This window comes from Nitrospira sp. (genome assembly GCA_024760545.1).
Lineage (GTDB): Bacteria > Nitrospirota > Nitrospiria > Nitrospirales > Nitrospiraceae > Nitrospira_D.
The window spans coordinates 778904-805426 of sequence record CP060501.1 but is presented as its reverse complement, the minus strand read 5'-3'; the positions used below and the strand labels follow the sequence as shown (position 1 = coordinate 805426).

Here is a 26523-nt window from a genome sequence, read left to right as displayed (position 1 = left end):
CCGACCATGCATATCACGCTGGATCAAGATCACTGGGAAGTCGACGCGCCCCTGACGATGGAGGATGTGTTGACGGAAGTCAGTGAACGGGCCCATGCCCGCGCGCGTATCGTGACCACGCTGCAGCTCGATCATCGCACGATTACTGACCGAGACCTGGATTCGGCGTTTCTCGCCGAACCCGCCATGCGGTTCCAACGGCTCACGGCGTTGTCGCAGCCGATGCCGGAGCTCATGCGGGCTGCCGAGGGGTCCATCAGGAAATTCACCGAGACGCTACGCGCCGATGGAACCGCCTTGATCTCCAAGTTGAGATTTGGACCGTCGCCGCTTTCCCCGCTCGATGCCTGGATGGGCCGGCTGGCAGATTATCTGGAGTTCGTAGACCAGGCTTCGGTCGCGATGCGAGCGGGAACCGGCGCCTCTGCATTGGCGCCATGGGTGCAGCAATTGTTGGAGGCTCGTGCGGCCCAAGACATGGTCCGTCTGGCGGATTTGTTGGAGTATGAAATACTACCCCGTCTGGATATCCCGTGGTGACGGCAGATTGGTGTCCGTTGGTACAGCCTTAGCGTCTCTTCGTGCTCAATTGGCGGGCGGCTCAAGTCCCGCCCGACTCTACCGATAAGACACCAGACCGGCTCATGGGTATGAGCGGGGCATGTGCCTCTGCACGGATGCCGGAGGCGAAGAGTTGGATCAAGTTTTTGTCTCAAGGAGGACGTGTCAATGTCCATTATCGTCAACAACAATCCTGCATCCATTTCGGCCCAGCGCAATCTAGGCGTGAGTACGGGGAGCCTGGGACGCTCAGTCGAGCGCCTCTCGTCCGGTCTCCGAATCACGCGTGCCGCGGATGACGCTGCCGGTCTCGGATTGTCCGAGACGTTGCGGGCGCACATTCGCAGCATCAACCAAGCCGTTCGGAACTCGTCAGACGGCATCAGTTTGACCCAGATCGCCGACGGTGCGGCTGCCACGATCGGCAATCTGATGAGCCGGCTCCGCGAACTGGCTTCGCAGTCGTCCAGCGGAACGGTGGGCGCCACCGAACGGTCGTACATCGACCAGGAGTTTGTGGCGTTGCGTTCGGAAATCGATCGTATCGCAACGGTGACGGAATTCAACGGGCAAGCCTTGACCAGCGGCAGTACGATCAGTTTCACGATGCAGGTGGGCTTCAAGAGCGGCACGGGGAACACGCTGACGATGGACCTGAACCAGCTGACGATTTCCGCGCTGGGCATCAGCAGCGTGAACGTGTCCACATCGGCCAATGCGCAGAGCGCGTTGAGCAACATCGACAGCGCCATCAGCGCCGTGGCCACCGCTCGCGCCGAATATGGATCACTCCAGAATCGGTTCGAAGCCACGATCGCGAATCTGGAGATCTCCAGCGAGAACCTCACCGCGGCCGAATCCCGGATCCGCGATGCGGACATTGCCTATGAGACTTCTCAGTTCACCAAGAACCAGGTCCTCGTGCAAACAGGTATCGCCATACTTGCGCAGGCGAATTCATTGCCGCAGCAGGCGTTGGCGCTACTTCGGTAAGTAATAAGCCATCGGCGTCGCACCCTCTCGGATGAACGAGAGGGTGCGGCGATCGTTGGATCGTAGGGAGGCTGCCATGATACACAGCGTTACACCAAAGGCAGATCCACGCGTTGGGCGGGTTCGCGAGGAAGAGGTCTCGCCTGCCGCAGGGCTAAAGCCGGGCACGAAGGCAAGCGCCCCGGACAATAAGTCGACGTCCCAGCAAGCCGCTGATCGCGCCGTGGTCGATCGGGCTGCGGCGAAGGTCAACGAGATGCTGGTTTTGGGGGATCCGCGACTCCAAATCAAAGTGGACGATGAGACCGAGCGAGTAGTCGTGAAAGTGGTCGAGCAAAATTCCGGCGAGGTGATTCGCCAGATTCCCCCCGAAGAGCTGTTGAAATTGGACAAGTACCTGTCGAGCCCGAAAGGGTTGTTGCTGAGTGAGGAAGCCTAGCTCAGTCGCGAGGGTTATGGAATGGCGGCGATAAGTTTTGGCGGCCTTGGGAACGGACTGGATTTCGGTCAGGTCGTCGACCAACTCGTCAAGGCGGCGCACACACCCGTCGATCGGCTCACCACCAAGAAGGCCGACCTCAATTCGAAATCAACTGATTACGCCACGCTGAGCACAAAGTTGATTGCCTTACAAAGCGCGGCCGATAAAATGCGTCTGGTTTCCAATTTCGACCGCTCCAGCGTGTCGGCGAGCGACTCGACCGTACTCACAGCCACGGGCGCGTCCACGGCCGTTCAGGGAAGCTATACCGTCAAGGTCACACAACTGGCGCAGTCGCATCAGGTGACGAATAAGGCCGCGAAAGCGGTCGCGTCGACCACAACCGATATTGTGAGTGGTGCCTCCGGGACCTTTACGTTTCGTGTCGGCAGTGGCAGCAATCAAACCGTCAACCTGGGCGCCACCGCGACGATTGAGGATCTTAAAACCGCCATCAACGACCTCGGTGCCGGTGTCACAGCGTCGGTCGTCAACGCGGGCAGCGAGTCCTCTCCCGCCTACCGGCTGGTGTTAACGGCCGCCAGTACAGGCGCCAGTAGCGGCGTGACGATTGTGGCGGACGACACCGACCTCGATTTCCTGAACGCTAGCGGAACCGGAGGAACCGATACCTTGCAGGCGGCGCAAGACGCCGTTATCAGCGTGGGAGACCCCAATCTGAATCCGCTGACGTTTCAGCGGAGCAGCAACACCATTACCGATGCCATTGCCGGTGTAACATTGACGCTGGCCAAGACGACAGGCTCGAGTACCGTCGCGGTCAATGTCTCACGGGATGTAGCGGCCGTCCAGACCAATATCAAAGATCTGGCGACGGCCTACAATGAGGTGGTCAAGTTCATCAACGAGCGGAACACGTATGACGTCACCACCAAGAAGGGCGGGATCTTTTTCAACGAGCCAACCGTACGGACCGTGCTCAGCCAATTGAGGACCGCACTCTCCTCTGTCGTGCCGGGATTGACCACCTACACCTCAGTGGGTGAGATCGGCTTTAAAACGGAGCGCGACGGCACACTGACCGTCGACGAGGCCAAGCTGAGTGCGGCGCTCAGTTCAAATTACACAGCCGTCAAGGATCTGTTTGTGAATCAAACCGACAGCGTCGGGATCGCGCAGCTCCTGAACGTGTCGGTGGATTCGCTCGATGACATCGAGTCCGGCGCGTTGACACTGCGGAAGAAGGGCCTTACCAACCAGATCTCGGATCTGACCGACGAGATTACGCGGAAAGAGGATGTCCTTGCGCAGTATGAAGAGCGGCTCCGTCAACAGTACGCTGCGCTCGATGGGCTGCTTAAACAACAGCAAAGTCAGCTTAGTTTCCTCCAGAGCAATTCCGCGTTGACAGGAGGAAACTAAATCGTCCAGGGAAGGGACCTATGCTTACTCAAAATGTGAGACAGTATCAGCAGACCCAGGTGATGACCTCGTCGAGAGTTCAGATCGTCGTGCTGCTCTATGACGCGGCCATCCAATCGATCGAACTGGCTCGGGCGGGGATCGAGTCGAACGACACGAAAGAAAAAGCGCGGTTTTTGGGTCGAGCCATTTCCATTATTGGAGAGCTCAACAGCGTCCTCGATTTCGAGCAGGGCGGCGAGATCGCGCATTCGTTGCACAGGCTTTACGACTACATGCTCAATGAACTGGTCGCGGCGAACGCCCGCAACAAGGCACACCACCTTGATGGCCCACTGCGGTGCTTGACCACGTTACGAGAGGGCTGGCGTGAAATCGCGGCACAACCAGCTCGAATGGCAGGGGTATGACAATCTCAACAAGACGTGAATGTCAGGCGGACATCTTGAGACTGACCAAGTCTGCGGTTGAGGCGGCAGAACTCGGACGATGGGATGCCGTGGTTCAATGTTACCGAGATCGCGGCGTGCTTTTGGAGGCAATGCAGAGTCCGATGGGGGATGCCGGTGATCTCCTGAAACTCGATGAACAAGTCCGTCACCGCGCGCATATCGTTCAAGCCGTGATGGCGTCGCTCTTGGGCGAGGTCGCGGCGACCAGGCGGCGATTGCACGGACTGCGTCAGCGACTTGGTGCGGCTGCTTCAACGCCCAAGACCGTGTCGGTTGAAGCATAGCCGGAATCAGGAACGGGCAATGGCCATCGATGTGAAAATGCTTCACAACCTTGTCCGTTTGTCCAGCCCACAAGTCTCGGAGGGCGGTGCCTCCTCCCTTCGCCCAGAGTCGGCCTCCTCAACAACGGTTCTACTTGTCGCCGCTCCGATCATCCTTCGAGCGTCCATCTGGAAAAAACTCGGCCCGGGCGTGACGGTCCAATCATATGGGCATAAGGACTTTTCGCTCGACCGAGATACCTCAGATGACCGTACACTCGTGATCTATCAGATCGGCGCCCGTTTTGCCGATGCACGTAAGTCTCTCGCCCGCATGGTCCAGGCGCGACACAACCTCTGTATCATTCTGCTCGGCGGACCCATCGGCTCAGATCGAACTGCCAGGCTGTTACGGGATGGTGCGTTTGACTATCTGACCTGGCCGTGCACTGCGGCCAGAGTGACGGAGTCGATAGCGCGTGGTGTGACGTACCAGCGTGCCATCCGCGAGGTGAGGCATCTATCCGGCGAACGGCCCCGGGTCACACAGGAACCGGCACATGATCGCGGTGCACCGCAATCGTACGGCCGACAGCTTTCGGCGCTGCACCAACTTACCGAAGAACTGGCGGCATCGCGTGATGAGAATGGGATCGGCAAAACGCTGACCCGCGGGTTACGGACCTTGGTCGATACGGATATGATCGGGATCGCCAGATCAAACCGCAGACAAGTATGGGTCTGGTGTGATACCCAAGATCTGGAACCTGAAGCGCGCGCACGGCGCTATTTGCTTCGCCGCCTCGGTCGCCTGCCTGCCGAGAGTACTCGTCCGTCGACTCCGCATCAGCGCGCGCACGCGCGGCATCTTCGTCTCGTACCACGTTCAGGGTCTCAACGACCGCAGCCGATCGAGGCGCCGGCGAACAGCCATGAAAGTAGTTTGGCTATTGGGCAGGAAGCGGGTCTTTTCCTCGTTCGTAAGAGGGGCGTAGAACCCCTCACCCAGCAGGAACGGCAATTACTCGATACTGTCGGTACCGCGCTCGCGCTTTCTTTGCAGAATCTCGACGCGAATCATCGCACACAGGATATCGCCATGCGTGATCCGCTGACGGAAATACTCAACAGACATGCGTTTGAGGGGGCGTTGACACGGGAATTGAAAGTCGGGCTTCGCTACGGAGTTCCGGCCTGTCTTTTGTTATTGGATCTGGATTATTTCAAGACCGTGAACGAGCGTCTTGGGCACGCAGCCGGAGATCATGTGCTCCGGACGGCTGCCGAGGTGATACGAAACACGGTACGTGATATTGATGTTGTCGGTCGATACGAGGGCAACACATTCGCAGTCATCCTTCCGCATACTGATCGGGGGCAGACTCGTGTCCTAGCGGAACGGTTGCGAGCGCGCATCGAGCAACACCTGTTTGCAGTCGAGGCGGGACAAGTCCGTACCACTGCCAGCATAGGTTTGGCTGCCATTCCCGACATCGCCGTTGCGTCTTGTGCGGATTGGATGGGTGCCGCTGACTCTGCGCTGAATCATGCCAAAGCTCAGGGTCGGAACTGTGTCGTCCTCCATACGCCGAAACCGCCAGCTTTGGCATGCGTGGCCTCGCTGAGTCTTGCGGCATAATGCCTGAAAGCAAGATGACCATGGCACCACCGACCGTCCCCTCATCACCCAAACCCAAGCACGCCGTAGACGAACGGCGTGAATGGATCAGAATCGAGGATCGGGTGCTCATGGAATACCGCCTGGTGGACGAGCCGGTGATTGCAACCGGTGTCGATGAGGGGGGCGCCACCCCGGACACGATCACGGCGGCAGTGACGAAACCGACAGCGGATCTTTTGGCTCGATCCGGCGAATCGTTGATGGACTCACCGGTGTTGCCTTGGATGATGAAGGTCGACTATCTCCTCGGAGTCATCCTCAACTCTCTCGCGACGATCGCGCCGTCCAGTGTCGCGATGGCGAGGCTGATGGATGTCAATCTGAGCGGAGGAGGAGTGGGCTTCGTGTCCTCCCGTGAATTCGCCGCCGGAGACCGATTATCGGTCAAGATGATCCTGCCTCCCTTTACTCCCGTGCATGCTGTCGCGCAAGTTATCCGATCGACGCTGAATCCTCAGGGACAGGGCTGGGATTTGGCCACAGAGTTTGTTGAGATCAGCGTGGACGGTCAGGAGCACCTCATCCGCCACATCCTCCACACACAGGCGGAACGCTTGCGTGCACGTCGTGCACATCCCGGCTAGGAGAAAAAGAGTTCATGGAAACCGCGGGCCTCACGGAGGGATCCAGGCGGCACCGCACGAGCGGAGACAAACCCAGGGAACGTTCATGAACCAGCTCAATATTAAAGAGATCATCGGCAACATTGAGAATCGGATCGACGACCATCGGCTTGTGAACGCAAGAATCACAAGCGAGATCACCATTCTTTCGCTGAACGCGACCATAGAAGCGGCGAGAGCCGGTGATGCAGGCAGAGGATTTGCCGTGGTTGCGACAGAGGTGAAAAACCTGGCCACGCAAGCCGCCGACGCTTCCAAAGCATTGAGCTCAATACGGGAGGAAACGAGCGAATTGAATCGGCGATTCATGGATAAAGAACACGATCGCCTTTCAGAGATGGCACAGACACTGGTGCAGTTGATCGTACGCAATCTGTACGAACGCACCGCCGACGTTCGGTGGTGGGCGATGGATGAAGCCTTGGTCAACGGTCTCGAAGCTGCCGATGGAACTGCTCTCCATCATGCAGCCGAACGACTCGGGCTGATCAATCGATATTATTCGGTCTATCTCAACCTTGTCTTGGTCGGAATCGACGGAAAGATCATGGCCTGCTCGCACCCGGAGAAGTTTCCCAAGGTCACCAGGGCCGATGCGACCAGATGCGCGTGGTTTCAGAAAGCCATGGCGACGACGAACGGCGACCAGTACGTGGTCGACGACATCGGTCATGACTCACTCCACGGCGACAAACTGGTCGCGGTGTATGCCGCCGCCGTTCGGAAGGAGGGGAAGCCGAACGGAAAGATCATCGGTGTTCTAGGAGTGGTGTTTGATTGGGAAGAGCAAGCCAGAATTATTGTTCAAAAAGAACCGGCGATATCCGAAGCTGCATGGAAACGTACCCGCGTGATCCTGCTGGACAACAAGCTGCGGGTGATCGCGGCATCCGATGATCAAGGAATACTGTTGCCCTTCGCGCTCCAACATCAAGGACGTGAACGAGGCCATTACGTGAACGACAAACACGACGTGGTCGCGTATGCCAAAACGCTCGGCTATCAGGAATACGACGGCCTCGGATGGTATGCGGTGATCGTGCAAGGGCTTCGATGATGAGAAGGCGCAAACGCCGTGCAAGTGTCCAGTGTACGCGCGCTGGAAGAACGGCTCCGCATGTGAAGATCACGAATGACGATTGACAGGAAACACCGCCAGGAACATTCAGGCCGTTCAACCGAATCAAGCTGCTTGCGGCAAGGAGCCGCGCAGCAACTGTGCCAGCGCTTCGGCGGTTTTCGTGAGCGCGACGGCAGCCGGAGATGATGGCGCATGCTGAACCACCGGGACGTACGCTCGTACCGCTTGCTCCATTGCGGAGTCCTCGGGAATCTCGCCTAATAATGTCAAGTCACCTCCCACATATTCTTTGAGCAGCTTCTTGAGCTGCGGCACATTGACGCGAGCACGCCCGGTAACACGATTGAGGATGAGAGCCGGTTGAAACACGCTCAAGGTAGCCTCCGCAATCGACCGGCCGGATTCATCGGTCTTGCCCGCAACGTCCAATACTTCCTCCACGCTGCTGTAATCCCGGTTCGCCAGTCCTTCTGCCATGACATCGCGCGTCAAGAACATCGACAAGACTCGACGGATTGCGGCCAGTTTGATGAAGCGATAGAGGTCCAGGACGGAGGTGGGGTCCGGCGTAGCCACGGCGAGGTGATGGTCGGCCATCAGAAAAAAATCCAGCGTATGGTAGCTCGTTCCCGCCCCAATATCGACGACGATCACGTCGGCGTGGATATCTTGGAAGTTTCGAATAAGACGCCGCTTTTGTGAATAGGACATATTGGCAGTCGCAAGGGTGTCGCCTGTCCCTGGAATAATGCGCAACGATGGGTGAATGGGAAGCTGTTGAGCTAGTGCGTCCAGCTGTTCGACTCGACGGTTGAGAAAGTCAGTGAGGGTACGCGCAGGGTTGGGGAGGCCCAGCAGCACATGGGCGTCGGCGCCTCCAATGTCGAGGTCGGCGAGGACCACCTGCCTGCCTTTTTGCGCTAAGACCAGAGCCAGGTTGGCTGCGACCACACTTTTGCCAACCCCTCCTTTGCCGGACGCGACGGAGATGATGCGTGCCATTGAGTTCAGTTCCTATTCGTTCGGGGTGAATACCACACCTTCTTCGGTAACCGGCTGAGAATCCTGAATAGACGCGGCCCATCCCGGTGCGGCCAGAGGAAGGTGACGGCATGATGGAAAGCCGATCATGGCAGGGCGCTCAAGTTTCCGAACCGCTACGCCGATACCACAGTCGGCATGAATAATGACGTATCAGCAGCAACGACGAGCCAGCTGGAAGGAAGTCCCGCCCGGGACGGAGAAATCTTAACCGTCATGGAAGTGGCGCGGTTTCTACGGGTGCCGAAATCCACCGTCTACAAACTCGCACGGGTCGGTGAACTGCCGGCGTCCAAGATCGGTAAACATTGGCGATTCCTGCGCCGTGACATTCATGAGTGGATGCACAGCCGATCCAGGCAAGGCTAGTGGCTCTATGAGGTGCTGTCAGGTTCATCGGCAGAACGACCATTCCTTCGCTCTCACGTTCCAGAGGGTACTCAGGACATGAGCGGTGGGCATGATCCTGCCGGCACTGTCATCGCTGGAACGCACATTTCTCCACGCAAGTCGACTATCTCCTGCAGGCCTAGTGAAATCGATGACCCACCGAGCTTTCCGGGGGTCAGGTCGTGTGGCGAATGTGCCGATATGTGGCGAGGCGTTGCGAGGTCGCTGGAAGACCGAATCGTCGCGTGATCGCCGGACCATGGGCCACTACCGCTGTGACCGCCGTATGAGACAAAGGAGGCGTTATGCCAGCCGATCCGAACATGAAGATCCTCGTCGTCGATGACATGGTGACGATGAGGAGAATCGTCAAGAACATTTTGAAGCAGCTTGGGTTTGCCAATTTAGAAGAGGCAGAAAACGGACAGGAAGCTCTGCAAAAGTTGCGGGCAGACACGTATGGATTCGTCGTCTCGGATTGGAACATGCCGGTCATGACGGGTATCGACATGCTTCGCGCGATCCGTGCGGACGAGAAGCTCAAGGCCACGCCTGTGCTGATGGTGACGGCCGAGGCTCAGCAAAGCAACTTGGTTGAGGCCGTGCAGGCGGGAGTGAGCAATTACATCGTCAAACCCTTTACGGCTGAGACACTGCAGGAAAAGATCGCGAAGATCTTCAAATAGATTCGGGCGACCAAAGGGCATCCGAGCCGTCGGGGATGGAGGTCGTGTGGAGAACCAGGGACACAAGTTGTACGGAGAACTCGGTGAACTGGCTCGCTTTGTCGAGAAGGCGATGACGACGATTTCGCACGCCGGTCCTCAGATCGTGGCCAGCAGCGCGCAATTGCCGGCGGCCTCATCACATCTCAGCGAGCTCAATCGGATGACGGAGACCGGAACCCTCGAGGTCATGCGTCTGACCGAGATGATCCAAGACAATCGCGACCGAGTGGCGAAGGATCTCTGTTCCGTCGTCGACACGCTACAGGCAATCGATTGCGTGAAGCTCGCAGAACGTCTGGAGAAGGTGAGCATCGTGATCGCGCAGGACGCCAAGCACTTGACGGAAATCATGACCGCTCTCTCCTTTCAAGATCTTGTCGCTCAACGAGTCAAGAAGCTTGTGACCATCCTTGATGAGGTGCAGAACAAGCTGATGGAACTGGTCGTCGTCTTCGGGCTCCAACAAAACGGCGAACAAGTCACTTCCACCGGAACGGCCGGCCACTTGCTCAAACAACTCGAGGACTCCAAAACGACGGCCATGAAGCAAAAAGTCGCCGACGATATCTTGGCTCAATTCGGGTTCAAATGAGGCGCTCACGCAATGGATATTGCGACAATTCTTGGAGTGGTGATTGCAATCGGCTCCATCGTCGGAGGCCAGGCGCTCGAAGGCGGCCATCTGGGTTCGATCATGCAGTTGACCGCCTTTATCATTGTGATCGGCGGCACAGTCGGCGCCATTTGCGTGCAGAGTCCCTTGCCGGTCATCGTCAAGGCAGCCGGTAGTCTGTCTCTCGCCTTCGCCGGTCCCCGCGTCGACAACAAGGGGAACATCAAACTCATCATCGACCTCGCGAACGTCTCACGAAAACAAGGTCTGCTCGCGCTCGAGGGAAAGCTGAAAGACATCCATGATGCGTTCATGAAAAAGGGGATTCAACTCATTGTCGATGGAACCGACCCGAAAGCCGTGCATGAGATCCTCGAGATCGAGGTGGAGCAGCATGAGGAGCAAGGCATCTTGGCGGCCAAAGTGTGGGAAGCCGCAGGAGGGTATTCGCCGACCGTCGGGATTCTTGGCGCCGTCCTCGGACTGATTCACGTGATGGAAAATTTGGCCGACCCCTCAAAGCTCGGCAGTGGTATCGCGGTGGCCTTCGTCGCCACGGTCTATGGTGTGGGAGCCGCCAACCTCTTCTTCTTACCCATTGCGAACAAGATCAAGCTCAAGCTGAAGGAGGAGGCAGGCTCCCGTAATTTGGTCATCATGGGACTTGTCGGACTTGCCCAAGGGGAAAACCCTCGACTGCTACAGGAAAAGCTGGAAGGTTTTCTGCCGCACAATGAGCGGACAAAGGAAACGAAGAAATGAGGTCCTTCGTGAAGCGTGGTTCGTATCTTGTCGACGTCATGAGCGGAAACTATGACGACGCTTCGCGAGTCACGCTTCACGCGGTGCGGTAATAAATGGCGAAGCACAAGCACGAGGAGCATGAAAACCACGAGCGTTGGCTGGTCTCGTATGCCGACTTCATCACCTTGTTGTTTGCGTTCTTCGTCGTCATGTACTCGATTTCTTCGATCAATGAAGGAAAGTACCGAACCGTCAGCGAATCGATCAAGGCTGCGCTGAATCCGCTCGCCAATCGTTCGGGTGCGAACCGGGTATTCGGCGTCGGTGAGGCAAGGCTGGTGCAGCAGGGGAGGAATCCAACGGACGCCAAGGAAGTCACGATTCGACATATCCGCCAAGTGTTCCAAGGTATCAAGGATAAGCAACTGAAAGACTTGGCGGCGTTCGTCACCGTCGTCCAGACCGTTAATGGAGACATCGTCATTACGATCCCAGATAAACTGCTTTTTAACAGTGGGGAAGCGACGATACGAGCAGAAGCTCTTCCATTTCTTGAAGGATTGAGCGGGGCCATTCTGGAATTGAACCGACATGCCCGCGTTGAAGGACATACGGATAATGTGCCGATTCGGACAGCGCAATTTCCTTCCAATTGGGAACTGTCATCCACCCGGGCTGTGATGGTCGTCAGGGTTCTGTCCGAGCTCTATGGAGTCCAATCGGATCATCTCGCTGCGGTGGGGCATGCCGACACCAGGCCTGTGACAGCCAATCTGGATCCTGAACAGCGGGCTAAGAATCGTCGAGTAGAGGTCGTCATTCTTGAGCAGCCGCCTCCCGCGCCTCTTCTCCAGACGGGAAATGAGACGGATCAATCCGGGCCATCGGATGATGGGCCGCTGAACTCCTTGCAGCCGCCTCCGGAGACGTCCGGCAATGGCCGGACACCTTAGCGCATCTCGGGGTTTTTACGGCAGGTGGACTCTCAAGTCTTGATCAGAAGCAGCCGACAATATGTCTTAGTGACTACAGGGGAGAGAGATCACGATGACGGAGGAACCGATTGCATCTAAGGCACACCGGGCGGAAGAGCCGAACGGCAGGCACCTGGCTCCAGACGGCGATCTCACCATTTTCGAGGCGGCGGAGTTCAAGGCGGACTTGCTCAAACTATTTCAGAACGATGGGCTGGTTTCACTCGATCTTGGGAAAGTCTCACGGGCAGATACCGCAATCATCCAGTTGCTATGGGCCGCGCGGAAACGGGGCCGGATGTTTGTCACGGGTCTTTCCCGAGATCTGCAAGCAAGATTGACTCAACTCGGATTTTCCGAACCGCTCAGCGAATAGTTCGACGCCGGGTTTACGATTGGACAGAAGACGATGACCGACAATGTTGAATGTTCAGCCGGCAGCGGCGAGATGGGCGACGTAGCCAAGCTCCACGAGCATCGACAGGCGTGGGAGGCATTTGCGGCGTGCGCCGTGCGCTTGATACCGGTGTTGAAAGCTCAGATGACGGCCGTCACCGACGAAACCGAGCGGGCTACGATGGACTTAGTGCTGAATCTCCACCTGCTGGCATCTCCAGAAGTGGAGGCTTCGCCGCACGAGAGGTCGGCCTGTGTGTCAAAAATCGTGATGGCGATGCAGTTTCAAGATATCACGCGACAAAAGCTGGAACATGTCGGGCAAGCGTTGGATCAATGGAGCCGACATCTTCAGGCGCTGATGCGAGGACCGGATGACGACAGCGCGAAGCAGGAAATCGCCGCGCTGGAACAGCTTGAGCAACACTACACGATGGAAGAAGAACGCCGTCTTCACACGGCAGCGTTGACGCCCGACTATCAAGAGCCGGTGCCGGTCGACATGCCGGTGAAGGAGCCCGATTCCGTCACGCTGTTCTAGGCGAGTCACCCATGAAACCAGCAGGAAGGCCTCAAAAAAGACAGGCACATGACGGTGGAGGATCAGCATGAGCAAGACAGCCCTCGTTGTCGATGATTCACCCACCATGCGCCAAATGGTGGCGTTCACGCTTACCAACGCCGGGTTCACGGTCGTCGAGGCCGAACACGGGAAGGATGCCGTCAACAAGGTCGCAGCCGGTCCGAAGATGGACATCGTCGTCACCGATCTCAATATGCCGGAGATGGACGGCATTACGCTCATCAAGGAACTGCGCAAGCTGGCGGCGTTCAAGTTTACCCCCATTCTTATGCTGACCACCGAGTCTGCGGTGGAGAAGAAGCAGGCGGGGAAAGAAGCCGGGGCCACTGGATGGATCGTGAAGCCGTTTAATCCTGAACTGTTGCTAAAAACCATCGCCAAGGTGCTGCCGGCATGATGGGTCACATGTATCTCGTGAAGCGTGAAGTGTCCGAATCGGATCAATCAAGCGCTTCACGAACGACGCTCGTCTCGCTGAGTCGAGGCGAGCCTCACGAACGACAGGATTCAAGATGAGCAGCGATTTCGCGCAATTTCAGGATGCGTTCTTTGAAGAAGCCGCCGAACATCTCGCGGTGGTCGAAGAGGGATTGTTGCAACTGGAACGGCATCCTGAAGACTTAGACCTGCTAAACAAGATCTTTCGCTCCGCCCACTCCATTAAGGGCACGAGCGGCATGTTCGGTTTCAACGCCGTCGCACAGTTTACCCATAAGATGGAGACGCTGCTCGATCTGCTCAGAAATGGGCAGAAGGCCGTGTCACCGGCGATTGCCGATCTGTTGCTCCGGTCCATAGACTGTCTCAAGACGTTGATCGATGCCGTCAAAACCGGTGTGTCGGTGGACAACGAGGCGGCCCAACGGCTCACGACGGAATTGACCGCTGCCAGTGTGTTAAAAACTCCGTCGGACGGTTCCACAGGAGAATCAGAGAAGCCGTCGTCTTCGCCATCGGCTGACGGGTCGCATCTCTTTGCTATTGACTGGACCCCGCCAGAATGGATGTTTCAGCGCGGCCTCGACCCGCTGCAAGTCTTCAAAGAGCTACAGGATCTCGGCACATTATTGCAAGTAGAGGTGGATGCCTCCAGGTTACCGGATTTGGATGAGGTGGACCCGGAGAAGTGCTACTTGACGTGGAAGATGCAGCTCGCTACCGCCAAGGACCGAAAAGTCGTTGAGGCGGTATTCGAGTTTGTCCGGGAAGACAGCAAGCTGACGATTGAAGAACGTGAATCGTCATCCGTGAAACGTATTTCGTCCTCGGATTGGAACGCTTCACGAGGTACGAACGACGAGCAACGCGTCGAAGACGGAGAGCCGAAGCCCCTCGGAGAGATTCTGGTCGAGAGCGGCGTGGTGTCCCGCGAAACGTTGGACAGCGCGCTGGCACAGCAAAAGCGGGTCGGCCAGATCCTCATCGAACAACACGCCGCTACGCCACAGCAGGTCGAGCAGGCGCTGCAAAAACAGCGGCAACAGGAATCCACGGCTCAAGCCAAGAAAACCGACACGACGTCCATTCGTGTGGATACAGCCAAGATCGACAAGCTCATCAATTTGGTGGGTGAACTCGTGATCACCCAGTCGATGTTGAGTGATCTGGGAGCACGGTTCGAGATGCGGCAGCTGCCGGTGCTGCTTGAGCGAATGGTGGAGCTGGAGAGGAACACCCGCGAGATTCAAGAGCGTGTCATGGGGATCCGCATGCTTCCAATCGGAACGGCATTCAGCCGCTTCCCTCGGCTGGTGCGCGATCTATCGGCGAAGATGGGGAAGAAAATTCAGTTGGTTTTATCGGGTGAAGAAACCGAATTGGACAAAACCGTCATCGAATCCATCGGCGATCCTCTGACGCATCTCGTCAGGAACTCAGCCGACCATGGCGTGGAGCTGCCGGAGGAACGCCTCGACAGCAACAAGCACGAAACCGGCACGATCAAGCTGAATGCATTTCATGAGGGCGGAAACATCTGCATCACGGTGGAAGACGACGGGCGTGGCCTGAGCCGTGAGAAGATCGTCGCGAAGGCGATCAAACAAGGGCTGATCGGGGAGAACGACAAGCTGACGGACGATCAGATCTGGCTGCTCATTTTCAAACCCGGGTTCTCGACCGCGGAGAAAGTGACGGACGTATCCGGGCGAGGGGTCGGGATGGATGTCGTGAAGCGGAACATCGATGCTCTGGGAGGCACGATCAGCATCAAGACCATGGCGGGAAAGGGGACGACCTTCACCTTGAAACTGCCCCTCACCCTGGCGATCATCGAAGGCATGACCGTCCGGATCGGGCGAGAAACATACATCGTGCCGCTGCTCTCGATTCTGGAGTCCATTCAGCCGAAGCGAGAAGCGGTGAAAACCGTCGTCGGCAAAGGGGAGCTGATCAATGTCCGCGGCACCTTTCTGTCGATGGTGCGTCTGTACGAGGTATTCAATCTACAACCGGAGTATACGGATCCGGCGAAGAGCATTCTGCTCATCCTGGAGACGGAGGGCGAGCGAGTGGCAGTGATGGTGGATGAAATTATTGGCCAGCAGCAGGTCGTCATCAAGAGCATGGAGCAAAACTTCCACAAGGTCGAAGGAATTGCCGGCGCCACCATTCTCGGAGACGGCACGGTGGGCTTTATTCTGGACGTGCGGGGAATGCTGGAAATCGCCCGCAGAGGCGAAGCGGTGGCAGCGTGAGACCATCCCGAATAGTGAGGCATATCAACGAGGAGCTTGAATAGCTCGACAGGACGATTCGTCGTAAAGGAGGGCCGATGGCAGCATCGACGACAGAAAGCGCGACCAAAGAGCTCAATCAGCGGATCGGGCTGACCACGGACGGCAGTCAGTTTTTGACGTTCAATCTGGGTGACGAATTCTACGGCGTCGATATTCTGCGCGTGCAAGAGATCAAGGGGTATACCGCTGTCACCAAGATCCCCAACACTCCGGCCCATATCAAGGGCGTCCTTAATCTGCGCGGGACCATCGTTCCCATCGTCGAGCTTCGCACCAAATTCAGCTTGCCGACAATCGAGTACACACCCTTCACAGTCATTATCGTCGTCGTGGTGCGTGACAAGGTCATGGGGCTCGTCGTCGATTCAGTTTCCGACGTCCTGAACATCGACGCGAAAGAGATTCAATCTCCCCCAAAATTTGGGGCCAAAGTCGATGTGACCTTTATCAGCGGCATCGGGAAGTCCGGCGATAAACTCGTGGCTTTGCTGGATATCGACCGGTTGCTGATGGACGGAGAGTTGCCGGAGAACGGCGGCTCGGCTGCTGCTTAGTTATCGATGGCCGGAACTGCATCACAAGGCGAAGGATGACGCGTGCGTTTGCACCGTGAAGTGAGGATGGAGCCAGAAAAGGTGGATGTGTGGTGGGGAAGAAACACGTGGAATGGATCGCGATTAGCCCGGTGCTGCTCTCATACGAGTGGACGCCATAAAGGAGGAGTATCGTGAATACCCTGCGGAATCTTAAGACCAGATCCAAGCTGCTGATCAGCTTCGGGCTCGTGGGGCTGCTTTTGGTAGCGGTCGGAGTGCTGTCGATCACCGGCATCGACAAGCTGAATCAGCGAATGAACGTAATTTACAAGGTGAATCTGACCTCGCTCAAGCTGCTTGGAGATCTGCATGGGCAGGCTGAACGGATGAGCGCGCTCGTGGCCTGGCACATTCTCGCGTATGACTCGACGACGATGGCCAAATGGACCCAGGAAATCGGCAAGCTCGACGAAGATGTCGATCGCTTTGTAACAGAGTATCAGCCGCTTATCGTCGCGGAATCGGAACGTGGGATCTATGAGCGTTTCAAAACCAGCTGGGCTGAATATAAAGAGATCCGCACAAAAGTCATGCAGCTGAGCTCGAACTTCAGCAAAGATGGTGCGGCTGAGATCCAGCGGACCGAGTTGGCCCAGAAACTTGCCGGTATTCTGGAAGCGATCAACGGCCTGACTCACGAGAACGAAGTCCAAGCCAAGGAAACGTTCGACACCAGTTTAGAAATGGCCTCTACTCTTCATACCACCAATATCATCATCATGGGTGCCGGCCTGCTCTTAGGAATGTTCTTAGGTTGGCTCATCTCGCGCTCAGTAGCCGGAGGATTGAGCGATATTTTGAAGGCGGCGCAAGCGCTGGGAGCGGGCAACCTGACGGCACGATCAAGCATCACGACCAAGGACGATATCGGCGGCCTCGCCGAAGCATTCAACCGGATGGGGGAACAGATCGAATCGAATGTGAAGGAGTCGCTCGAGTCCAAATACAAGATGGCCGCACTGGATCGAGCGGAAGCCGTGATTGAATTGAATACAGACGGCACCATTATCACAGCCAACCAGAACTTCCTCAGCTGTTTGGGCTACACCCTCGACGAAATCAAAGGCCATCATCATCGGATGTTCGCCGAGCCCGCGTATGCCGCGTCGACCGAATATCAGGCTTTTTGGGCCAAACTCAACCGTGGGGAGTTCGATGCCGGTGTCTATCGCCGGGTTGGGAAGGGAAGCAAGGAAATTTGGATTCAGGCCTCCTACAACCCGATGTTGGACGGCGATGGAAAAGTGTCAAAGGTTGTCATGTTCGCCGCCGACATCACCGGCCAAAAGCAGGCGCAGAACGAGGTGGAAAAACTTATCGGCGCCGCCGCCACAGGGAATCTCTCGGATCGAATCAATACCGGACGGTTCCAAGGGTCAGCGAAGGATCTCGTGTCCAGCTTTAACCAGCTGCTCGATGCCGTCTCTAAGCCGCTGCACGAAGCGCAGATCGTCTTGACGGCGCTCGCCTCCGGCGACCTGACCAAGCAAATGACGGGCGCGTATCAAGGCGAGTTCGACCAGATGAAGATGAGCCTCAATACGGCGATCACGCAATTGACTCAAACGGTGTCGCTTGTGCGCGACGCGGTCGAAGCCGTCACAGCCGGAGCGGAAGAAATCAGCAAGGGCAGTGATGATCTCGCGCAACGGACCAGCGAGCAGGCCGGGGCCTTGGAGGAAACTTCCGCATCAATGGAAGAAATGACGTCCACCGTCAAACAGAACGCCGATAACTCCAAGCAAGCGAATCAGTTGGCCATCGCGGCGCGAGATATCGCCAACAAGGGAGGAGCGGTTACCACCAGGGCGGTCGATGCGATGGGAGAGATCAACAAGAGCAGCAAAAAAATCGCCGATATCATCACCGTTATCGACGAAATCGCCTTCCAGACGAATCTGTTGGCATTGAATGCCGCCGTGGAAGCGGCTCGAGCGGGGGAACATGGGCGAGGGTTCGCGGTGGTGGCAGCCGAGGTGCGGAATTTAGCCCAGCGCTCCGCGACCGCTGCCAAAGAGATCAAGGGCTTGATCAATGAGTCCATCCAACGCGTTACGGACGGCACCGAATTGGTCAATCAGTCCGGGAAGACGCTTGAGGAGATCGTCGGGTCCGTCAAGCGCGTCACCGACATCATCGCCGAGATCAGCGCGGCGTCACAGGAGCAAGCCAGCGGTATCGATCAGGTGAACAAGGCGATTATGCAGATGGACGAGGGCACCCAGCAGAATGCCGCTCTGGTCGAGGAAACCGCCTCTGCCAGCCAGTCGATGAAGGAACAGGCCAAAGAGTTGATGCGGCAAGTGGAGGTATTCAAGGTCCAGCAGTCTGAAAACAGGCGCGCAGTAGAGGCGACGAAGAGCGCGGTGGCCGGCAAACAACCGGCCAAGCCGGCGGTGAGCACATACAATCTGAAGACGACGAAGAGGCCGGCGACCTCTGCCCGATCAGCCGAAGAGCATCAGCCGGTCGCTCTGACATCGGGCAGCGGCAGGGACCGTCGCGACAAGGCAGACGAGTTTGAGGAGTTTTAAAGAGGCGGTCATCTCCTCAGAGTATGGATGATGAAGTGATTGGGTTACGGCAGGCCGGATGTCCAATGTTCAGTGGAGCGCGGGACATCACGCCGGCTGCGAGATACGATTCGACGGGGCAGCCGGGGCCAGCCAATGCGAGGCTGCGGAGGCTGGTTGCGTAACAGCTCATCAGCCTGAATTTCAGGTCCAGTCAGGGGCATACCAAGTGGATTACAAAATCACAGCCAAGGAATTTGAACATTTCCGGACACTTATTTATGACGAGAGCGGAATCTCGCTCAACGAGCAAAAGCAAAGTTTGCTGGAGTCCAGGTTAGCTAAACGCCTGCGGGAGCTCGGGCTCGAGACCTTTTCGCAGTATTACGACAAGGTGACGGTGGATCCGACGCAGGAAGAGTTCACTCGGATGCTGGATTTAATTTCAACCAACAAGACCGATTTCTTCCGCGAGCCCAAACACTTTGACTTTCTCCGTGACGTCATTCTGCCGGAGTTGATGCCGCAGAAACGTATCCGTATTTGGTCGTCTGCCTGCTCGACCGGGGAAGAACCTTACACGATCGCGATGACGCTCTTTGAGGGCGTTCATAACCCGCTGGAATGGGATTTCAAGATTCTGGCGTCCGACCTGTCGACACGCGTTCTGGCCAAGGCATCAGCGGGTGTTTACGACGAAGACCGATTTCGAGACGTGCCTCCGACCATGCTGAGGCGGCATTTTCTTCGCGGGTGCGGCGAGAGCAAGGGTTGCTATAAGGTCAAGCCGCACTTGGCTTCCATGATCCGCTTTCGGCGACTCAATTTGATGGATGATGATTTCCCCATCAAGAACCCGCTGGATTTGATTTTCTGTCGAAACGTCATGATCTATTTCGACCGTCCGACCCAAGAAACACTCGTCAATAAATTTTACCGGTACCTGAAACCGGGCGGATATTTGTTCATTGGACACTCTGAAAGCCTTCAATGGGTCAAGCATGCCTTCAAAGCCTTGGAGCCGACAATTTATCAAAGAGAGCGATGACCGCGCATGTCACAGCCTGAAGCCGATCAATTTTCCCATATCCGACGGATGCGTGACAGGCGCTTCCCTCACGAAATCGCATCGATTCTTCCTGGAGAATTCTTTGTCAGCCGTGAACCGATGGTCGTCTATACCGTGCTCGGCTCATGCATCTCAGCGTGTATCCGGGATCCGATCGTCAGAGTGGGCGGGATGAACCATTTCATGCTCCCGGAACCGAAAGAGAATGCCCATGACTCTTGGGGGGAATCGACTCGTTATGGCTCCTTTGCCATGGAGTCTCTCATCAATGAAATCCTCAAACGCGGCGGGATCAAAAGTCGCTTGGAGATCAAACTGTTTGGGGCGGGGAGAATTTACGACGGACACATCGACGTGGGAGACAAGAACGCGAAATGGGTGATTCAGTACCTGAAGAGCGAAGGTCTGACCGTGTTGAAAACCGATTTGGGGGATGTCTTCCCAAGAAAGGTGTATTACTTCACCGAATCGGGGCGTGTGCTCTTGAAAAAACTCGAGCGGATCAAAAATCGAACGATCTTCGAACGCGAAAATGAATACGCCACACGCATCCAGCAACGTGAGCAACAGCCGGCGGAGGACGTGACACTGTTCTGATCGATCGTGAGGCATGGTTTAGATCCCGTCGCTTGCAGGGATGGAGCGAGATGCTTCACGAATCACGAGGTACGGATGAAGAAGATTCGCGTCTTGACGATCGACGATTCAGCGCTGATTCGGCAAGTCCTGGCGACTCTCTTATCGAAGGATCCGGAAATTGAAGTGATCGGGGCCGCGCCTGACCCCTATATCGCGCGAGAAAAGATTAAGGCCTTGAGTCCTGACGTGCTGACGCTCGATGTAGAAATGCCAAAAATGGACGGCCTGACGTTCTTGGAGAAGTTGATGCGTGGGCATCCGATGCCGGTGGTGATGGTCAGCTCTCTGACGGAAGCCGGCTGTCAAACGACGTTGCGTGCACTGGAGCTCGGCGCCGTGGATTTCATTACGAAGCCCAAGATCGACCTTCGAGAAGGCATGGAGGAGCTCGCGCAAGATCTGATCGCCAAGGTTAAAGCGGCCGCGGTAGCCCGCATCCGGGCTTCAACGCCGAATCGAGGAGCGGAAGGATCTGCGACAAGAAGTGAATGGCGAGAGACGGTATATAATTCTTCTTCCGCGATGATCAAGACGACCGACACCATCATTGCCATCGGCTCATCGACCGGCGGAACAGAGGCGGTGAAGCAAGTGTTGGAAATGCTTCCGCCTCATACACCCCCCATCCTGATCACGCAGCACATGCCGGAACGCTTTACGAAGACATGGGCTGATCGGTTAAACAGCCTCTGCCGGATCTCCGTAAAGGAAGCTCAAGATGGAGACAGTGTATTGCCTGGACATGCGTTGATCGCCCCAGGAAATTATCACATGACGTTGGTCAGGAGCGGGGCCCGGTACACGGCGCGCATCAACCAAGAGCCACCGGTCAATCGTCATCGCCCGTCGGTCGATGTGATGTTTGCATCGGTAGCGCGCTATGCCGGCGCCAACGCGATTGGGGTGATCTTGACCGGAATGGGAGGCGACGGCGCCAAGGAAATGTTGACGATGAAGCAGGCCGGCGCGTTTACGATTGCACAAGATGAAGCGAGTTGCGTCGTATTCGGTATGCCGAAAGAGGCGATCAAAGCGGGCGCCGTCGACAAGGTTCTACCGCTGGATGACATTGCCGGCGCCATCCTTACCCACGTGAGCCGCGGTTGACCCCGGAGTCGCTATGGCGATCACTCAACGGATCACACACAACGCGACATTGATAGACATCGACGACGTCTTCACGTACCGTAATCGCAAGGATTTCTCCTCTGCGGTGACGCATTTCAGGGAGTCCGGAGGCAGGCATCTCATCGTCAATCTGCACGAGGTGACCTACATGGATAGTGCCGCAGTGGGTCTCCTGGCGTTGACGTCTCAGCAGCTCACGGCGGACAACCGAAGCATCAGCCTCGTGGACCCGCAAGGTACGGTGAAGCAGATTTTGGAGATGGCGAATATAGACCGGATGATCGCAGTATTTCCCAGCGAGCAGGCTGCGGTTGATGCTCGCGCCGCTTGATCGAAACAAGTAACCTGGTCCGGACTCATCCGAATGAAGGAGGATCCCATGTCGATGCAGACGAAAGAGCGCCCCGTGCCGAACGGTGTCATTCTCGAGATGACGGGCGATCTCACCTATGCCAATCGCGAACAATTCAAGACGGCCGTGGAAACCATCCGGCAAAAAGGCTGTCGGCATTTGATCTTGAACATGGCCGAGGTCCGATTCGTGGACAGCTCCGGCCTCGGATTATTGGCCCTCGTCTCGCAGAACTTCAAGTTGAGTCAGGCGAAAGTGAGTATGTTGAAGCCTCAAAGCTATGTGCGGGAGATCATGAGCCTGGCGAATATTCAGAAGTTGATTCCTGTCTACGACAACGAGCAAGACGCATTGGCCGGACACCAACGCGCAGCCTAGATCGCTCGTGGAATTGTCTGACGGCACGCGTGGCCGTTCCTCCTGACGCGCAACGTCTCTCTCATTAGAGCATCACCCAATGCCGACTCCATTACCCGTGACTATGCTCCGCCATTCAGAAGGTGGGAAAGAGCAAACCGTTCTGGTTGTGGACGACGAGCCTGTTGCGCGCATCGCATTGGCGGCTCGGCTCAAACGGCTCGGTTATCGTGTGATCGAAGCCGGCGATGGAAAGGCCGGACTCGATATGCTTCGACGCGAGCGGCCGGATCTGACCATCTTGGACTGGATGATGCCGGAAATGGATGGCCCGTCCTTCTGCGAACTGGTTCGTCAAGATCCGGAACTCCTGACGAGCCAGATTCTCATGATGACGAGTCATGATCAGCCCGAGCAAATCGCTGAAGGGCTGGCCCGCGGTGCGGATGACTTTCTCAGCAAGGCCGCAAGCAAGTATGAAATTACCGCTCGAGTCCAGGCCGGGATGCGCGCGGCGACGTTGATCAGAAGGCTGGAGCATGTGACGGAAGAAATCCAGCGAAAACAGGAGGCCATCGAACGGGAACTCCAGTCTGCCGCACGCTATGTCGAATCACTCCTTCCCGTTGCGGGGACGCTCTTGCACGGTGTTCGCATGGTGCATGCCTATCGACCGTCGCTTGCGTTGGGGGGTGATCTCTTCAATGTCGTCCCGTGGAGCGAAGACGTGCTGGGGCTGTATTTGCTCGATGCGTCCGGGCACGGTGTCTCTCCGGCTCTGCGCTCCGCGTCGTTTTCGACCTTTTTGCGGAGGGACAGCCTGCTGCATGCCGTCGGATCGAACGATCCGGGCGCCATCCTGACAGAAGCAAATAAACAGTTTCCTCTGACGGAGGATGGAAACTACTTTACGATCATCTTTGCCAGACTCGATACCCGCTCTCGCACACTCTCTTATTCGACAGCCGGACACAATGGGGCGCTTCTTCACCGCCGGTCGGGTGAAATCTGTCGGATGGCTCGACCAAATTTTCCGCTTGGCTTCGATGGGTCGATGACCTACCTCACAGAAAAGGTCCCTGTTGAGCCGGGTGATCGCCTGTACCTTCTGAGTGACGGTCTCTATGAAGTGCCGTCGTCGAGCGGCGAACTGTGGGGGCAAGATCGTCTGGAGAAGACGATTCGTTCATTCGGCGATCGCCCTCTGGAAGAGGTCGTCTCGGGGACCATCGAGACGGCGATCGGGTGGCTGGGGCACGAACAATTTCCCGATGATGTGGCGTTGATGGGTCTCGAAATCTCCGAATTGAGAGAGACCTTTCATGACTCTTGACCCCGTCTTCAACCTCGACGAGGCCCTCGCCCGCGTGGATCACGATCGAGAGATCTTTCAGATGATGGTGGAATTGTTTGTCGAGCATGGCCCGAAGGACTTGGGCGAAGCTCAGGCGGCGCTGAGCGGCCAGAATGCCGTAGGGTTGGCGCGATCCAGTCACCGCTTGAAGGGAGCGATTCTCCAGTTCTGCGCTCCGGCTGCCCTTCACGCCTGCAAAGACCTGGAAGAAGCGGCGAAAGCCGGAAATTTAACGCAAGCCGGAGAACACTACGACGCGTTGGAACGCGAACTTCTTCGCCTTCTGGCGGCGCTCCGCCGGGTACTCGACGAGGGAATCGCCGCATGAGCATGCTCGATGCTCGCAACCAGCTCTTGATCATCGATCCATGTCGAGAAACGCAGGCACGTATCGTCCGACATCTGGAGGGGAGAGGATTTTCGGTCGTCGCCGCGTCTGATCCGGCGACCGCTCTGACTGCGATCGATCTGGCTTCGCCGGACATTGTTATCACCGACGCGTTTCTTCCGGAAGCAGCCGGTCTCAGACTGGTCAAAGAGATCAGGGCCCGGCATGAGCTCTGTCCGGTCATCGTGATGGCGAGAGATGCGCCGGAACCCATCATTGTCGAGGCGCTTCGCGTCGGGGCTGCCGACTATCTCCACAAGCCCATCGTCGAGGAAGAACTGGCCCGCGCGCTGCAGCGTGCTCAGGATCTACTGCCTGGAGACCTGGCGGAGCTGCCTGGACTTTGCCTGTCGGAATATCGACTGACGGTCGATTCCGACCCCACACACATTCCGGGGGTCATTTCCTGGTTGATCAAGACGACGGCCTCGACCTTGCCTCCGATACAACGGCTCCATCTTCGGGGAACCCTTCAGGAGTTGCTCTTCAACGCGATCGAACATGGGAATCTCGAGATCTTTTATCAGGAGAAGCGGGAAGCTCTGATTAACGGCCACTATGAGCAACTCCTCGCCAACCGCCTCGCCCAATCTCGGCTCCGAGACCGCCGGGTGGTCATTCATGTGCTTCACGACAAGAGTGCCAACAACTTGGTGTACCGCATCACCGATGAGGGAAAGGGCTTCAAGTGGCGGAGTCTGCTCACGCGATCCCAGGACGGTTGTGAGTCCGTAGGCGCGAACGGGCGAGGGATCTTTTTGGCCCGATCGTTCTTTCCTTGCTTGACATACAACGAACGGGGGAATGAGGCGATGATTACGGTGCCGCTTGAGTAGACTCCCGTTTCATGTTTCGAGTTTGTGGTATTGCGCCAACAAGAAACGGGAACCCAAAAGAGAAACACTCGCCTCGCGAAACCAGAAACACGCAACCTGAAACTCAGTCTGTATCACTAAAGCACCCGCAAGTACTCCACGGTGCTCTCGCCTTTACCGGCGTCTCGCCTCAAGATTGCAAGGGAACTCTTGGTTGTTTCGTTGATGGTGATGGTGAGGCGCGCGGAGAAATAGTCCGACCTCACATCGTAGTCGTTCCTCAACGCTCGACCGATTTCTTGAAAGTTTCCGATCCGGTCGAGTTCAACCTTGGTTTTGTAGGGGCGTCCCTGCACGATTTCAATCGCGACGGTCTGGCTGATGCTCGGGTCGAGCGTTTGGATGACGATGGGATCAGCCGTGTTGAGATTCACCGCTGCGCCACCCTCCAACGGGTACACGGTGACATATGGAGAGATTCGCTCGATAATGTCCGGAGTAAATCCCTTGATGAGCCGCAGATCTCCTAGGCCCGGCAGCGGACTGTTGGCGGATCGGTAAGGCGGCCTCAGCGATTGGTAGTACAGGCTCTCCGCGCCGGTCGGTTGGGGCACTTCATCCTGGTCGACCCAATCGATGAGCGCATCGACCAGGTTCGGGTTGACCCTGAGCAGTTCGAATAATCGTTTGACCCGGAGGACCTTCTTTTTCTGCTCCACCTCGCTTCCCGAACTTGACGCGAGGTCGTTCAGGTTCAATTTCCCCATCTCGTCTTGGATTTGCGCGGTCAGGAATCCGTCTCCGATCGCATAATTCTTGATCGGCATGGCCCAAATATCGGTGGGGCCGTCGTATTTTTGACCGGTCATCTTTTCGCGCATGAGATCCTGCTGCAGCACCGCCCGCGCTGCCTGCACGGCGGCCCGCGTCAGCATGCTGGCCTTATAGTCGTCGCGAAAGGTGGCGGCAGCTCTGTACTCACGGCGAGCTTCCGCGTCAAATTCAAGGATGAGCGCTGTCAGCAGGGTCAGTATCAGCAGCGCCAGTAGAAGCGCGACGCCCCGTTCATCAGCTCTTGGCATAGCTCAAGACACGAATGGTTGCGTCGATATTGACGGGATTATCGAATTTCGGGCGAATTTGCAGGTGGCGAACATGAAGGTCGTATGGAGCTTGATCGATGGCGACCAGTAACGCCAGTAACTCCGGAAGTTGAACGCCTTCCAACCGGAGATCGACGGCTGTTTCTTCATACCCTTGCGCCAGCGACTGTACTTGCGGCTGCATGCCGGCAATTCGCTCGCGCACGTGCGCGGTGGTCGCCGCTTCTTCCATAAACGTGAGGAGAGAGAAATGGCTGTCGGCTCCGGGCATGCGACTTTCGACCTTGGTCAAGCGGTCTCGTTTGGCAAGATAGGTTTGGCCGAGCACAGTCAGCTCGGCGAGGTCTTTCTGTTTCCGCACCGCCTGGCGTTCGAGGCGATCGAGCTTGTCCAGCAGGGGATCCACAATCAGCACAAAGAGCAGGCTGAGTCCGAGCACGATTCCGCCGGTCAGCATGATGACGCGCTCGCGCTGTGACATATG

Annotated in this window: 31 protein-coding genes; 28 read left to right on the top strand and 3 right to left on the bottom strand. The window is 56.8% G+C overall.

What is annotated here, in order from left to right; genetic code table 11:
* Positions 1–6: 6 nt before the first annotated feature.
* The 9 genes from H8K03_03890 to H8K03_03850 all read left to right on the top strand — a co-directional run bounded on the left by H8K03_03890 (position 7) and on the right by H8K03_03850 (position 7494).
* Complete coding sequence (locus H8K03_03890) at positions 7–540, top strand: hypothetical protein (GenBank protein ID UVT21067.1); 534 nt, start codon at positions 7–9, stop codon at positions 538–540.
* A 189-nt stretch (positions 541–729) separates the two neighbouring features.
* The gene (locus H8K03_03885) at positions 730–1554 is read left to right on the top strand and encodes a flagellin FliC (protein ID UVT21066.1); all 825 of its coding nucleotides are present in this window, start codon (positions 730–732) and stop codon (positions 1552–1554) included.
* A 76-nt stretch (positions 1555–1630) separates the two neighbouring features.
* The gene (locus H8K03_03880; GenBank protein ID UVT21065.1) at positions 1631–1993 is read left to right on the top strand and encodes a flagellar protein FlaG; all 363 of its coding nucleotides are present in this window, start codon (positions 1631–1633) and stop codon (positions 1991–1993) included.
* A gap of 21 nt (positions 1994–2014) precedes the next feature.
* Positions 2015–3418 carry a flagellar filament capping protein FliD gene (gene fliD, locus H8K03_03875; protein UVT21064.1) on the top strand — a complete coding sequence of 468 codons (1404 nt, stop codon included), beginning with the start codon at positions 2015–2017 and terminating at the stop codon, positions 3416–3418.
* A gap of 20 nt (positions 3419–3438) precedes the next feature.
* Positions 3439–3828, top strand: a complete 390-nt coding sequence (fliS, locus tag H8K03_03870) for a flagellar export chaperone FliS (protein ID UVT21063.1) — start codon at positions 3439–3441, stop codon at positions 3826–3828.
* Positions 3825–4154, top strand: a complete 330-nt coding sequence (locus H8K03_03865) for a hypothetical protein (protein ID UVT21062.1) — start codon at positions 3825–3827, stop codon at positions 4152–4154. The genes fliS and H8K03_03865 overlap by 4 nt, the downstream gene beginning before the upstream one ends.
* Positions 4155–4173: 19 nt before the next feature.
* A complete protein-coding gene (locus H8K03_03860) occupies positions 4174–5772 on the top strand; it encodes a diguanylate cyclase (protein ID UVT21061.1) in 1599 nt (532 codons plus the stop codon).
* Between the two features lie 20 nt (positions 5773–5792).
* Entirely contained in the window at positions 5793–6398 is a 606-nt protein-coding gene (locus H8K03_03855; GenBank protein ID UVT21060.1) for a PilZ domain-containing protein, read from the top strand.
* An 85-nt stretch (positions 6399–6483) separates the two neighbouring features.
* Entirely contained in the window at positions 6484–7494 is a 1011-nt protein-coding gene (locus tag H8K03_03850) for a methyl-accepting chemotaxis sensory transducer (GenBank protein ID UVT21059.1), read from the top strand.
* A gap of 126 nt (positions 7495–7620) precedes the next feature.
* Here the strand turns inward: H8K03_03850 and H8K03_03845 are convergent, their stop codons facing one another.
* Positions 7621–8520, bottom strand: coding sequence for a P-loop NTPase (locus tag H8K03_03845; GenBank protein UVT21058.1), 900 nt, complete (start codon positions 8518–8520; stop codon positions 7621–7623).
* A gap of 177 nt (positions 8521–8697) precedes the next feature.
* On the opposite strand from H8K03_03845, the gene H8K03_03840 reads away from it, so the two are divergent.
* The 19 genes from H8K03_03840 (at position 8698) to H8K03_03750 (ending at position 24957) form a co-directional block, all read left to right on the top strand.
* Entirely contained in the window at positions 8698–8928 is a 231-nt protein-coding gene (locus tag H8K03_03840) for a helix-turn-helix domain-containing protein (GenBank protein UVT21057.1), read from the top strand.
* Between the two features lie 326 nt (positions 8929–9254).
* On the top strand, positions 9255–9635 hold the full coding sequence (locus H8K03_03835) for a chemotaxis response regulator CheY (GenBank protein UVT21056.1): 381 nt from the start codon (positions 9255–9257) through the stop codon (positions 9633–9635).
* Between the two features lie 46 nt (positions 9636–9681).
* Positions 9682–10269 (top strand): protein phosphatase CheZ, encoded by a 588-nt coding sequence (locus H8K03_03830; protein UVT21055.1) that lies wholly within the window; start codon positions 9682–9684, stop codon positions 10267–10269.
* Positions 10270–10281: 12 nt separating this feature from the next.
* The gene (locus H8K03_03825; protein UVT21054.1) at positions 10282–11052 is read left to right on the top strand and encodes a flagellar motor protein; all 771 of its coding nucleotides are present in this window, start codon (positions 10282–10284) and stop codon (positions 11050–11052) included.
* Between the two features lie 95 nt (positions 11053–11147).
* Positions 11148–11987, top strand: a complete 840-nt coding sequence (locus H8K03_03820) for an OmpA family protein (protein UVT21053.1) — start codon at positions 11148–11150, stop codon at positions 11985–11987.
* A gap of 94 nt (positions 11988–12081) precedes the next feature.
* The gene (locus tag H8K03_03815; protein UVT21052.1) at positions 12082–12384 is read left to right on the top strand and encodes an STAS domain-containing protein; all 303 of its coding nucleotides are present in this window, start codon (positions 12082–12084) and stop codon (positions 12382–12384) included.
* A 33-nt stretch (positions 12385–12417) separates the two neighbouring features.
* Complete coding sequence (locus H8K03_03810) at positions 12418–12945, top strand: hypothetical protein (GenBank protein ID UVT21051.1); 528 nt, start codon at positions 12418–12420, stop codon at positions 12943–12945.
* Between the two features lie 67 nt (positions 12946–13012).
* On the top strand, positions 13013–13384 hold the full coding sequence (locus H8K03_03805) for a response regulator (protein UVT21050.1): 372 nt from the start codon (positions 13013–13015) through the stop codon (positions 13382–13384).
* A gap of 115 nt (positions 13385–13499) precedes the next feature.
* On the top strand, positions 13500–15683 hold the full coding sequence (locus tag H8K03_03800; protein ID UVT21049.1) for a chemotaxis protein CheA: 2184 nt from the start codon (positions 13500–13502) through the stop codon (positions 15681–15683).
* A 77-nt stretch (positions 15684–15760) separates the two neighbouring features.
* Positions 15761–16279: a chemotaxis protein CheW gene (locus H8K03_03795; GenBank protein UVT21048.1), complete on the top strand. Its 519-nt coding sequence runs from the start codon at positions 15761–15763 to the stop codon at positions 16277–16279.
* Positions 16280–16452: 173 nt separating this feature from the next.
* Positions 16453–18855 carry an MCP four helix bundle domain-containing protein gene (locus H8K03_03790; GenBank protein UVT21047.1) on the top strand — a complete coding sequence of 801 codons (2403 nt, stop codon included), beginning with the start codon at positions 16453–16455 and terminating at the stop codon, positions 18853–18855.
* Between the two features lie 58 nt (positions 18856–18913).
* A complete protein-coding gene (locus tag H8K03_03785) occupies positions 18914–19882 on the top strand; it encodes a protein-glutamate O-methyltransferase CheR (protein UVT21046.1) in 969 nt (322 codons plus the stop codon).
* Positions 19883–19888: 6 nt separating this feature from the next.
* The gene (gene cheD, locus H8K03_03780) at positions 19889–20500 is read left to right on the top strand and encodes a chemoreceptor glutamine deamidase CheD (protein UVT21045.1); all 612 of its coding nucleotides are present in this window, start codon (positions 19889–19891) and stop codon (positions 20498–20500) included.
* 75 nt (positions 20501–20575) lie between these two features.
* On the top strand, positions 20576–21649 hold the full coding sequence (locus H8K03_03775) for a chemotaxis response regulator protein-glutamate methylesterase (GenBank protein ID UVT21044.1): 1074 nt from the start codon (positions 20576–20578) through the stop codon (positions 21647–21649).
* Between the two features lie 13 nt (positions 21650–21662).
* Positions 21663–22001: an STAS domain-containing protein gene (locus H8K03_03770; protein UVT21043.1), complete on the top strand. Its 339-nt coding sequence runs from the start codon at positions 21663–21665 to the stop codon at positions 21999–22001.
* A gap of 48 nt (positions 22002–22049) precedes the next feature.
* On the top strand, positions 22050–22400 hold the full coding sequence (locus H8K03_03765) for an STAS domain-containing protein (GenBank protein UVT21042.1): 351 nt from the start codon (positions 22050–22052) through the stop codon (positions 22398–22400).
* Positions 22401–22479: 79 nt separating this feature from the next.
* Positions 22480–23712, top strand: coding sequence for a SpoIIE family protein phosphatase (locus H8K03_03760; GenBank protein UVT21041.1), 1233 nt, complete (start codon positions 22480–22482; stop codon positions 23710–23712).
* A complete protein-coding gene (locus H8K03_03755) occupies positions 23702–24061 on the top strand; it encodes an Hpt domain-containing protein (GenBank protein ID UVT21040.1) in 360 nt (119 codons plus the stop codon). The genes H8K03_03760 and H8K03_03755 overlap by 11 nt, the downstream gene beginning before the upstream one ends.
* Positions 24058–24957: a response regulator gene (locus H8K03_03750; protein ID UVT21039.1), complete on the top strand. Its 900-nt coding sequence runs from the start codon at positions 24058–24060 to the stop codon at positions 24955–24957. Before H8K03_03755 ends, H8K03_03750 begins: the two co-directional genes overlap by 4 nt.
* Positions 24958–25073: 116 nt before the next feature.
* On the opposite strand, the gene gspK is transcribed toward H8K03_03750, so the two are convergent.
* Both gspK and H8K03_03740 read right to left on the bottom strand, forming a co-directional pair.
* Positions 25074–26018 carry a type II secretion system minor pseudopilin GspK gene (gene gspK, locus H8K03_03745; protein UVT21038.1) on the bottom strand — a complete coding sequence of 315 codons (945 nt, stop codon included), beginning with the start codon at positions 26016–26018 and terminating at the stop codon, positions 25074–25076.
* Complete coding sequence (locus H8K03_03740) at positions 26005–26520, bottom strand: type II secretion system protein M (GenBank protein UVT21037.1); 516 nt, start codon at positions 26518–26520, stop codon at positions 26005–26007. Before H8K03_03740 ends, gspK begins: the two co-directional genes overlap by 14 nt.
* Positions 26521–26523 lie beyond the last annotated feature (3 nt).